9 protein-coding genes and 1 pseudogene are annotated in these 10896 nt (G+C 72.8%); 6 read left to right on the top strand and 4 right to left on the bottom strand.

The genetic code is table 11. The features are described from left to right. Positions 1–454 precede the first annotated feature (454 nt). Positions 455–1228 (top strand): IclR family transcriptional regulator, encoded by a 774-nt coding sequence (locus ACZ4WH_RS43400; RefSeq protein WP_468191693.1) that lies wholly within the window; start codon positions 455–457, stop codon positions 1226–1228. Beyond that, positions 1225–2070 (top strand): SMP-30/gluconolactonase/LRE family protein, encoded by an 846-nt coding sequence (locus ACZ4WH_RS43395; RefSeq protein ID WP_468191689.1) that lies wholly within the window; start codon positions 1225–1227, stop codon positions 2068–2070. The genes ACZ4WH_RS43400 and ACZ4WH_RS43395 overlap by 4 nt, the downstream gene beginning before the upstream one ends. 337 nt (positions 2071–2407) lie before the next feature. On the opposite strand, the gene ACZ4WH_RS43390 is transcribed toward ACZ4WH_RS43395, so the two are convergent. From ACZ4WH_RS43390 to ACZ4WH_RS43380, 3 genes are read right to left on the bottom strand one after another with little or no spacing between them, the layout of a single operon-like run. Continuing rightward, complete coding sequence (locus tag ACZ4WH_RS43390; protein WP_468191686.1) at positions 2408–3811, bottom strand: NAD(P)/FAD-dependent oxidoreductase; 1404 nt, start codon at positions 3809–3811, stop codon at positions 2408–2410. After that, positions 3804–5033 (bottom strand): MAB_1171c family putative transporter, encoded by a 1230-nt coding sequence (locus ACZ4WH_RS43385; protein WP_468191684.1) that lies wholly within the window; start codon positions 5031–5033, stop codon positions 3804–3806. Before ACZ4WH_RS43385 ends, ACZ4WH_RS43390 begins: the two co-directional genes overlap by 8 nt. Positions 5034–5049: 16 nt before the next feature. After that, entirely contained in the window at positions 5050–5682 is a 633-nt protein-coding gene (locus ACZ4WH_RS43380) for a toxin-antitoxin system, toxin component family protein (RefSeq protein ID WP_468191681.1), read from the bottom strand. A 170-nt stretch (positions 5683–5852) separates the two neighbouring features. On the opposite strand from ACZ4WH_RS43380, the pseudogene ACZ4WH_RS43375 reads away from it, so the two are divergent. After that, positions 5853–6077 (top strand): annotated as a pseudogene (locus ACZ4WH_RS43375) (alpha-L-arabinofuranosidase C-terminal domain-containing protein); the annotation flags it as partial. Here ACZ4WH_RS43375 and ACZ4WH_RS43370 read toward each other — a convergent pair. Then, on the bottom strand, positions 6078–9032 hold the full coding sequence (locus ACZ4WH_RS43370; RefSeq protein ID WP_468191678.1) for a glycoside hydrolase family 35 protein: 2955 nt from the start codon (positions 9030–9032) through the stop codon (positions 6078–6080). It abuts the pseudogene before it with no gap. A gap of 75 nt (positions 9033–9107) precedes the next feature. Between ACZ4WH_RS43370 and ACZ4WH_RS43365 the strand changes: the two genes are divergently transcribed. From ACZ4WH_RS43365 to ACZ4WH_RS43355, 3 genes are all read left to right on the top strand, one after another. Then, positions 9108–9566, top strand: coding sequence for an RrF2 family transcriptional regulator (locus ACZ4WH_RS43365; protein ID WP_468191675.1), 459 nt, complete (start codon positions 9108–9110; stop codon positions 9564–9566). A 70-nt stretch (positions 9567–9636) separates the two neighbouring features. Further along, positions 9637–9840: a hypothetical protein gene (locus ACZ4WH_RS43360; protein WP_468191672.1), complete on the top strand. Its 204-nt coding sequence runs from the start codon at positions 9637–9639 to the stop codon at positions 9838–9840. Positions 9841–10124: 284 nt separating this feature from the next. After that, positions 10125–10775 (top strand): DUF4360 domain-containing protein, encoded by a 651-nt coding sequence (locus ACZ4WH_RS43355; protein ID WP_468191669.1) that lies wholly within the window; start codon positions 10125–10127, stop codon positions 10773–10775. Positions 10776–10896 lie beyond the last annotated feature (121 nt).

Below are 10896 nucleotides of genomic sequence, written 5' to 3'. Positions count from 1 at the left end.
AGAAGCGAGGGAGGAGCAACGCGGGCGATGCCCCCCCCAGGGCTTCTTCGTCGCCGCCCGGCGTGGGGGGGGGGGGGGGGGGGGGGGGGGCGCGGGGGGGGGGGGGGGGGGCCCCCCCCCCCCCCCGGGCCCGGGGCGAGCGGACCATGGCCTGCCACCGCTTGTTGGCCTCCCGCATGTCGGCGACCGAGGCGCCCAGCCGCCGCCGGGCGTCCTCCACGAGGTCCGGGTTGTGGTCGGCCATGCGGCGCAGCAGGACCAGCTGGAAGTCGAGATCCATGGGTCCATGGTGCCCGTGACCACGGGTGTCCCTCCCGACCCATTGCCCGGGCACCTCTCCATGACTAGCCTGTGTTCGTCATGCCGATCGCCTGTTGATATCTCGAACGTCCCGGACGTCTCGACCGCCGATATCACCGACACAGGCGCTTAGACCCAAGGGAGGGGGCCGGACGTGGGACGCCTCGTGCCTGCCGTGACCCGGGCTCTCGACATTCTTGAGCTGTTCCTCGACGGGGACGGGACGCTCTCCGCCCCCGACATCGTGCGCAAGCTCCAGCTGCCCCGCACCACCGTGCACGAGCTGGTCACCACGCTCGCCGCACGGTCGTACATCGTGCCGGTGCCCGGACAGCCCGGACGGTACCGGCTCGGCGTACGCCCGTACCAGCTCGGCAGCCGCTACGCCGAGCAGCTCGACCTCGCCGCCGAGGGCCAGCAGGTGGCCCGCTCCGTCGCCGAGACCTGCGACGAGACGGTGCACGTGGCCATCCTGGAGGGCACCGACGTCATCTACATCGCCAAGGTCGACTCCACGCACGCCGTCCGCATGGTCTCCGCCGCCGGCCGCCGGCTGCCCGCCCACTGCACCTCCGTCGGCAAGATGCTGCTGGCCTCGCTGCCCGAGCCGGAGCTGGCCGCGCGGGTACCCGACGAGGCCGAGCTGGTCGCGATGACCCCGAACAGCATCACCGAACCGGCCGCGCTGCGCGAGGCCCTGGCGGAGATCCGGCAGCGCGGGATCGCCGTCGAGAGCCGCGAGTCCAACCCGGACGTCTCCTGCGTGGCCGCGCCGGTCCGCGACCGCACCGGCCAGGTCGTGGCCGCGCTGTCCATCTCCGTCCCGATGATCCGCTGGAGCGACGAGCGCCGGGCCGAGCTGGAGCAGCTGGCCGCGAAGGGCGCGGCGGAACTGTCGGAGCGGCTGGGCCACCGGAGCGCGGCATGACGGCGTACGAGGTCGCGGTGCGGGCGGAGGCCGCGCTCGGCGAGGGCCCCACCTGGGACCCGGCGACGGGCCGGCTCGTCTGGCTCGACATCCTGGGCATGCGGCTGCACACCTACGACCCCTCCTCCGGCCGGCGCACGGTCCGTACGACGCCGCAGCACGTCGGCGCGGCCAAGCCCCGGGCGGGCGGCGGCATGGTGCTCAACCTGCGGGACGGCGTGGGCCTGCTGGACCCCGACGACACGTTCCGCTGGCTGCGCCACGAGCCGGTCGCGGGCCGCCGCGCGAACGACGCGGCGGTGGCGCCCGACGGGTCGTTGTGGACGGGCACGATGCGGTACGACGAGGCGCCGGGCGGGGGCACGCTGTCCCGGCTGACGGGGGACGGCGCCGTGCGGACGGTCCTGCCGGACGTCACGGTCAGCAACGGCACGGGCTGGAGCCCCGACGGCCGCCTGATGTACTACATCGACAGCCCCACCCGGCGTGTCGACGTCTTCGACTTCGACGAGGACGGCATCCGTGATCGCCGCCCGCTGGTGGAGATCGAGGAGGGCGCGGGCTTCCCGGACGGGCTGACCGTCGACGCGGAGGGCTGCGTGTGGGTGGCGCTGTGGGACGGGGGAGCGGTCCGCCGCTACACGCCTGCCGGCGAGCTGGACCGGGTGATCACCTTGCCGACCCCCCGCACAACGGCCTGCGCGTTCGGCGGCGCCGACCTGACCGACCTCTACATCACCACAGCCCGCACGGGCCTGCCGCCCTCCGACCCCCTGTCGGGCTCGCTCCTGGTGATACCGGACGCGGGCAAGGGCCTCCCGCAACCGGCGTTCAAGGGCTGACCTGGCTGACGCGGCTCGGGGGTGGGCCGCGCAACGCGGCGCTGCCAGGGTGCCGCCGCGCCCACCCGTGCCGCCCCAGCAGCACGACTGCCCGCGGCTGGGGAGCGCCCCAAAGGGGCGCGGGGAACTGCGCGATCAGCCCCCACGCCACCCGCGGCCGGCGGACGGCAGAGGCCACCCCCTCGGCGCCCCCGAAGGGGCGCGGGGAACTGCGCGAGCAACCCCCACGCACCCGCAGCCGGCGGACGGCACAAGCCACCCCCCACCTGCGCCCCCCCACGACGCACCCGCAGCCGGCGAACGGCACAAGCCCCCCAACCCCCCAACCCCCACCCCCCTACAACCCCGCCGCCCTCCGTTCCTCCGACGTCAGCGGCGGAGCCGCAAGCGCCGGCTTCAGTGGCCCCGCCACCGCAGCCAAAAGCACACTCGGCGCCAACAACACCTCCGCCCCCCGCTCCAGCGCCGTCACGTCCGTCACCCGGCGGGCCACGCGCCCGTTGCCCGTGGCGGTCCACAGCAGGCGGCCGACGTACGCGGCCAGCACCCGGTCCCGCAGCGTCGGCCCCTGCTCGGTCGCGCCGGGATAGAACACGTCCGCTCCGACGGCGAGATCCCATGCCGCCCGGACCGTCCGCCCGACCGCCTTCTGCGCCTCCCGGGCCAGTCCTGGGCTCCCCAGCCCCCGACGCCGTACCACGTCCCGCAGCGCCAGCGCCGATCGCGCGGCCACCGCCATGCCGTGCCCGTACACCGGGTTCAGCGCGCACACCGCGTCGCCGACGACCACGAAGTTCTCCGGCCACACCGGCATCCGCTCGAAGAAGTGACGCCGGTTCGCCGTCGTACGCGTGACCGCCACCTCGCCGAGCGGCTCCGCGCCCGCGCCGAGCAGCTCCCCGATCAGCGGATGCCGAAGCTCCTCACGGGCATAGCGCGCGAACTCCCCGGCGGAGGACGGCGCTTCGTCGCCACGCCCCCCGAACAGCGTGACGATCCACCTGCCGTCCTCCACCGGCATCAACACACCCCCGCGCCCGGTCCCGGCCCCGCGCGGATCGGGCTCGATGTTGACGACCGGGAAGCCGGCCCGTGCCGCCTCCGGCGCCCGGTACAGCCGGCTCGCGTACACCAGCCCGGAGTCCACCTCCCGCCGCTCCACGGCGGGCAGCCCCAGTCCGGTCAACCACCCCGCCGCCCGCGAGCCACGCCCGGTCGCGTCCACGACCAGGTCGGCCGTCAGCGTCCGCTCGGCGCTGTCGTGGGCGCGGATGCGCACCCCCGTCACCGCGCGGCCCGCGCCGTCCGTGCCGGTGAGCCCCGTCGCCTCGGCCCGCTCCACGAGTTCGATCCGCCCGTCGGCCAATACCAGCCGCCGTACCACCCAGTCCAGCAGATCCCGGCTCGCGGGCAGCATGAACGCGGACTCGGCCCAGCGCCGGTACCAGCCGTACGGGGACAGCGCCACCATGTCCGTGGTCATCGGCACCCGGCTCACCCCGGCCGCGCGCAACCGCCCGATCGCCCCGGGCAGCAGTTCCTCCAGCGCCCGCGCCCCGCCCGACCACAGCTGATGCACATGCCGGGCCTGCGGCAGTCCCTTGCGGGGCGCGGGCCCGTCGGGCAGCGCGTCCCGCTCGACCACCGTCACCCGGGCGCCGCCGGCCGTCAGGGCGCGGGCCGCGAGCAGGCCGGCGAGGGAGCCGCCGAGGACGACGGCGGTGGGTCTGTGCTCACTCATGAACGGCAACGCTCTCTGCTGGGACGGCCGCACGCACGCGCACCGCCGCGATGTCGTCGGGACGGCGGAGGGCCCGGGAGACGGCCCCGATCTCCTGGAGCAGGTTCGTGGTGTCCGGCCCGGCGGCCGGCTCGGGCGGCTCCGGCGTACGGGCCTTCGTCTCGATGGCGTCGAGGATGCTCACCGCGGCCGCCAGCGCGCGGGCCCGCTCGGGCGGGTGACCGAGGCCGAGCGCGGAGTCGTACGCGCGTCGGCCGAGACCGGTGTCGATGTGCCGGGCCAGCGGCAGCAGCACGTCGCGGATGAACGTCTCGCGCCGGGTGAGCCGCAGTTCGGGCGTGGCGCGCAGCACGAACGGCACGCCCTCGCCGCTCGCGGTGCGCATCAGCTGGTACAGGGGCCGCAGTTCGCGGTGGGCGAGCCGGACCCGCCAGCGGTCGTGCAGGTACTGGCCGGCGTGCGGCAGGATGAAGCCGACGGCGATGAGGATGGCGGAGAGCGCGGCCACGGGCGGGGCCAGATTGGTGCTCAGCCAGTCCAGGTCCTGGCCGAACCAGCGGGCGACGACGGCGATCAGCTTGACCGCGTCGAAGATCAGGTTCAGGACGTAACCGGCGCCCAGCAGCTTCAGACCCCAGCGCAGCCAGGCGTCCAGGCCCTCGGTGCGCACCCAGTTCCAGATCAGCCGGGAGGTGATCAGGCAGGCCACGGCGTGCGCGACGAGGTAGAGCAGGATCTCCTCGCGCATGAACGGGGTGGCGGCGTAGTGGGTGTCCAGGTCCCGCAGCCGCTCCTCGGGGGCGTCGGCGAGCAGGAACAGCACCCACAGGGCGGCGATCACCCCCGAGTACACCGAGATCACCCAGCGCATGGCGCGGCGGGTGGCGGCCGAGCGGTCGGACAGGCCGTTGCGCCAGGTGATGATGAGCAGCAGGCAGGAGCCGCAGAACGCGGTGATGAGCGAATAGCACCAGGGCGCCGAGATGTTGGGTACGCCGGTCAGCCGGTTGACGGCGGCGATCGTGGACGGGGTGCAGAACACGAACACCGCGCAGGCGAGCAGCAGCAGTCCGCCGACCGCGCGCAGCAACGGGTCCCGCCACAGCCGGATGATGGTGGGCAGCTTGATCACCAGGGCGGCGGTGAGCACGGCCGTGGGGATCCAGAAGGAGATGTAGAACTCGCTGAGGAATCCCGAGGGGTTCAGCGCCAGCCGGGTCACCGGGCGGTTCCTTCCCTCACCGGGCCGTTCCTCCGCGTCCTCGGTATCCGAGGGAGCGTTGCACCGGGTCCAGCGGGGTGGTGCGGGTCCCGCAGAGGTGGCCCCGGAACAGGGTGGCCAGGCGGTGGCCGAAGTCGTCGGCCTCGGCCTCGTCGGCCTCCCGGGAGCCGTCGCGGGCGGCCACGGTGAGGGCCGCCTCCCGCCAGCCGGGCGCGTCGGCGAGGGCGCGGGCGGCGACGGCCCCGGCCAGGTGGTGGTGCCGGTGCCCGGCGTGCAGATGCCACAGCTCGTGCCCGAGGATGACCAGTTGCTGCACGGCCTCGGCCCGCTCCTCCACGATGACCAGGTCGAAGTCGGCGAACTCGACCCACAGACCGGTCACTTCGATCTCGTCCGGGAAGCGTTCGAAGCGCAGCTCCAGCGGCCGGCCGCCGCGCAGCGCGCTCATCTCCTCGCACAGTGCCCGGCACAACGCCCGTATGCCGTCGGGGGGTTCGGGCCGGGCGCGGACGGCGGCGGCGAGGTCGCCGGCCAGGGCGCGCATCGCCGAGCCGGAGCCGGAACGCCGGGGCCGGACCGGGCCGGAGGGGGAGCGCCGCAGTCGTGAGGCCAGGCGTGCCGCCTGCTCCCGCGCGCCCCCGAAACTCATCTGTCTCCCTTCCCACCGCCGGTTTCGGCTGGTCCGAGCGTACGCGCCTGGATGTGTCCGCGTCATGCGATCGGACGACCGTTGTTCAACGAGGAACCACCTATGAGCTTGTGTAGGTGATCGCCAGATCATGACCGAGCCGGGCGGCCCGGTCTGGCGGCAGACCACTCCGCAGCCGCACCGAGCCGCTGCCCCTCGACGTCACCCTCAGCGGACTGGAGCTGACCACCGTCACCGAGCACAGCGCGCTCGCGGACGCCGACCCCGACGCCCGCAACACCCTCACCGATCCCGAACGCGTCACCCCGCACCCGGTCGAGGACACCGCCCTGAGGGACGGCACCCTCACCGCCGTACTGGAGCCGCTGTCCTGGAACGTGATCCGGCTGGCGTGATCAGACCGGCTCGACCGGCACCCCGCCGGTCGCCCTGCCGAGCAGCGTCAGCCGTACCGACCCGGGGCCCGACAGCGTGGTGAACTCCGAGAGGACCGCCAGCGCGAGGCTGTTGGTGCCCCGGGTGCGCAGGATGCCGTTCGGCAGGACGAAGGTGTGCTGCGGGCCGACGTTGTTGATGTACTGGCCCAGGTTCCAGCCGTTGAGGAAGATCTGGGCGCGGTAGGCGCGGTACGGATCGTCGTCCAGGGTCAGGCCGACCGACGCGTCGACATCGGCCGGCACCGACAGCCGGAACGTGGTCCGGTACCAGGTCACCCCCTGGTACCGCGCCGCGCGCGGGAAGGTCACCTTCTCCCAGTCCCGGTCCCGGAAGCCGGGCAGATGCCAGCCCTCCCGCTCGCCGTACAGGCCGCCGTTGTTCATCGGCCCGCGCACGGGGTCGGGGGCACCCGCGCCCTGGACGCGCCACCGCACCTTCGGGGACGCGCCCTTGAAGGTGACCGCCGTCAGGCCCCGTGCCACCTTGTGGGTGTCGAGCGCCTTGCCGTCCTGGTCGTGCTGCATACGCCGGACGAGGACGGACAGCACATGCCGGCCGGGGGAGCGCAGCCGCTCACGCACCGGGAAGACCGCCGTGTCCGCCCAGCTGCCCTTGCGGATGGTCACGTTCTTGTCCGGTACCGGCATCCGGTGCGTGCCCAGCGGCTCGCCGTCCAGCCAGGCCATCAGCAGGCCCTGTGTGCCGGTGCTGTAGGCGAGCGAGACCTCCTCGACGCCGGTGGTGTCGGTGAGGCTGCCCCGGTACCAGACGTCCCCGTAGTGGAAGCCGTAGTCGTCGGCGAAGAGGACCGGCTGTCCGTCCGGGACGGCCGTGGTGCTGTGCGAGGAGGTCTTGTCGGCGACCTTCCACGACGAGTCGTCGAAGTTCGGGCCCGCCTCCGGGTTCTCCGTGCGCATCCGCCAGCCGCCCAGCTCGGGCAGCCGTACCTCGGGCACGTCCGGCAGCATGCCGGTGGTCATCAGGCTGCCGGAGAGCGTGACCCGGGTGGGCAGCTTCTGCCCGTTCCAGACCAGGGTGTCGATCCCGCGCGGACCCCACACCTCCACGCTCGTCCGCTCGGTGACGTCACCGGTCAGGTGGACCTCCGAGCCGCGCAGCTCCACGTGCCGCAGCAGCGCCGGGCCGTAGACGAGGAGGCTCCCGGACGGGGTGTCGTACGGGAAGAGGCGGACGGCGGTGGCGTCGTCGGCGAAGAGCAGCAGCAGCGGGGTGTCCGTCTCGCCCTTCTGCACCAGCACCCGCGTCAGCCCGCCCTGGCCCAGGGGGGCGTTCACATGGAGTTCGTTCCGGTCGTAGGCCCAGCCGGCCTCCGGGTCCAGCCGCTGCACGAAGGGCTCTTCCGGGCACTTCAGCACCAGCTCGGCCATCTCGTCGCGGCGCCCGGCGAACACGGCGATGTCCTGCCGGCCCGCCGTCAGGCACAGCATGGGCGCGGCGGTGGCGTACTTCAGCGTCCGCTTGCCCAGCGGCAGCCCGGTGGTGAGCAGCTTGGCGTCCTTGCCGGGCACGGTGATCCGCAGCCTGCCGGCGTCGGTGGGCAGCTCGGTGGTGACCGGGTCGGTGCCGTCGTTGCGGGCGACGTACACATGGGTGCCGGTGTCCGGGTTGGTCAGGTGGTAGACCTTCAGCCCGTCGGCGGTCACGTCCGCCGCCCGGTCCAGCTTGGCGAAGTCGGGCACGCGCTGGAGCAGATGGCCGAGCTGGTGCATCGGCGCGATCTTGTCGGTGACGTTCCGGCCCTCGTCGATGGCGGCGCCGTAGTCGTACGACGTGTAGACGACCGGCGCGGGCAGCCAGCCCCACGACGTCCCACCGAACGTCATGTACACGTTGTGCAGGGTGAGCCCGTTGGCGAGGTTGGTCAGATAGAACCGCCGTTCGTAGGCGGCGTCCCGGGTGCGCCGCGACTCGGCGTACCCCTTGCCGTCGAACCAGGCCCCGCCCCAAGGGTCGAACCAGCCACCCCCGAACTCGGGCACGAACCCGGGCGTGGCCGGGGAGGCGGTGGCCCCGCCCTTCGCGCCGCCGGGCCCGTAGTGCCCCCAGTCCGGCGGGGTCTGGGACGGCGACGGATACCCGTCGAACCCGTACAGCCAGCCGCCCTTCTCCCCGCCGGTGTCGAACGACCCAGGGACCCAGTACCCGTTCCGCCCCTTGTCGTTGTGGAACAACGGAACGTCGATCCCGTCGCCCCGCACCTTCCGGTACAGATGCGACATGTAGTTCCGCCCGGCGGCCTCTCCCACATGGGCGTCGTACTCGTTCTCGATCTGGTACAGCAGGATCGTGCCGGTGCCCCGCGTGAACAGATGCCGGCGGGCGATCCGGTTCACCTGGGTCAGCCACGCGTCCACGTGCGCCAGATAGACCGGGTCGTCGGTCCGCGCCGTGCCCTTGGTCGCGGTCAGCCACCCGGGGAAGCCGCCCCCGTCCACCTCGGCGTTGACGTAAGGACCGGGCCGCAGGATGACGTACAGCCCGGTCTCGGCGGCCGTCCGCAGAAACAGATCGAGGTCCCGGACGCCTGTGAAGTCGTACTCGCCGGGCGCGGGAGAGTGATAGTTCCACGCCACGTAAATACTGACGGCGTTGTACCCGTGCGCCCGCATCTTCTGGAGCACGTCCCGCCACAGGGACGGGCTCGGCAGCCGGAACGGATGCATCTCGCCGGACCACACCACCAGCCGCCGCCCGTCCACGAGCAGCGAATAGCGGTCGTACCCGATGGTGTGCCGCTCGCCGTCGGCGCTCGGCGGCAACGGTGCCGGACCGGTCGGCGCACTGCTCCCCGCGAACGCCGAGGGCGCCCCGGGGCCGCCGCTGCCGCCCAGGGCGAGACCGAGCGCGGCGGAGCCGGCCAGGGCACTGAAGTTACGTCTGCTGAGCGCCAAGGTGGATCCTCCCGGGCGATCTTACGGGGGCGCGGTCCGGCCATTCTCCCCACGGACACGCCCCACAATGGACCCATGAGGATCTCGGCACGGGCGGATTACGCGGTACGGGCGGTACTGGAGCTGGCCGTACGGCAGGGTAACGGCCCGGTGAAGGCAGAGGAAATCGCCGCTGTGCAGGAGATTCCGCACAAGTTCCTGGAAGGCATCCTCGGCGACCTCCGACGCGCCGGGATCGTCGACAGCCGGCGTGGCGGAGGCGGTGGCTACCGCCTGGCACGGGACGCGGCATCGATCACCGTGGCCGACGTCATCCGGGCGGTCGACGGCCCGATCGTGTCGGTACGCGGCGAACGCCCGACCGGCCTCGCCTACACCGGCACCGCCCAGCCGCTGCTGCCCCTGTGGATCGCCCTGCGCGCCAACGTCCGCCGCGTCCTGGAGGGCGTCACCCTCGCCGACCTCGCGGCCGACGCCCTCCCGGAGCCGGTCCGCGCCCTGGCGGCGGAACCGGCGGCCTGGGAGAACCCGTAAGGCGGACCGCCCGTCCCCCGGCCGGCGCACCGACGAGTTTCCCGCACGGGCATCCGTCGTTAGGGCGGGCATGATCAAGAAACTCGCCTGTGTCACCGTCCTGACGGCCGCCCTCCTGGCCTCCGCTTCCACCGCCGAAGCGGCCGTCCGCCCCGCCCCGCCCGCCGGTGCTCCCGGCGCCTCCCTCCTCAACGGCATCCTCGGCTCGCTGGAGATCGGCCATCCGGTCACCTCCCTCAGGACGCTTCTCCCCACGGGCGTCCGGGGCGAGTGAACGACCCGACCGCCGTGGGAGCGTCCGGACCACCGGGCGCTCACACGGCGTGTCACGGGGGTACGCGATGCGGGCGCCGGTCGCGGAGGACGTGAAAACCCCGATGTGAATGGCCGGAGTTCGCTCTCCCGGCACCGGGCGGGGCTTCCTACGCTACCCACGCCTCCACCCCCTGTTCACGGTGAGCACACAGTTTCTTCAAACTTGAACGGCTTGAACGGCTTGAGCGGCCCGGAACGGATGTGGCGGGAGGCGCACCCCCCACTCGACAACCGGGAGAAACCATGGCTGGTGGAGTCCTCCTGAGCGGCGCCGTTGCCGCTCTCCTCACCACCGCACTGCCCGCCCAGAGCCCCTCCTCCGTCTTCGACGACCCGCCCCCGGACAAGATCGTCATCGACGTGGCGACGGTCAACGGCTCGGGCTGCCCCGCCGGTACGGCCGCCGTGGCGGTCTCGCCGGACAACACGGCCTTCACCGTGACCTACAGCGCCTACCTGGCCCAGGCCGGCGGCAACTCCGACCCCACGGCCTTCCGCAAGAACTGCCAGCTCAACCTGGTGGTCCACGTCCCGCAGGGCTTCACCTACGCGATAGCCAGCGCCGACTACCGGGGCTTCGCCTCGCTCCAGCGGGGTGCCACCGGCACGCAGAAGGCGTCGTACTACTTCCAGGGCTCGTCGAACACCGTGCCCCGGACCCACCCGCTCAACGGCCCCTACAACGACGACTGGCAGGCCACCGACTCCACCGACTGGGCCCAACTGGTCTGGGCACCCTGCGGTGTCCTGCGCAACTTCAACATCAACACCGAGCTGCGCGTGAACGCCGGCACCGCGACCCCCGACAAGGTCAGCTTCATGACGATGGACTCGACGGACGGGGACATCAGTACGGTCTACCACTTGGCCTGGAAGGAGTGCCCGACCTCGTGAACGGTGCCGGCGCTCGCTCCCCTGAGCGCCGGCTGTGGTGTTGCTGTTGGGCCGCCCGCTTCCTGGCCAGTGTCGTGCTTCCGCGGGCCGAGTAAAGGGCGCGTTCCGCGTCGCCTGCGGC

This window comes from Streptomyces sp. NPDC029138, from assembly GCF_055564375.1.
The sequence above is the reverse complement of the archived record's forward strand: the minus strand, read 5'-3'. Positions and strand labels throughout refer to the sequence as shown.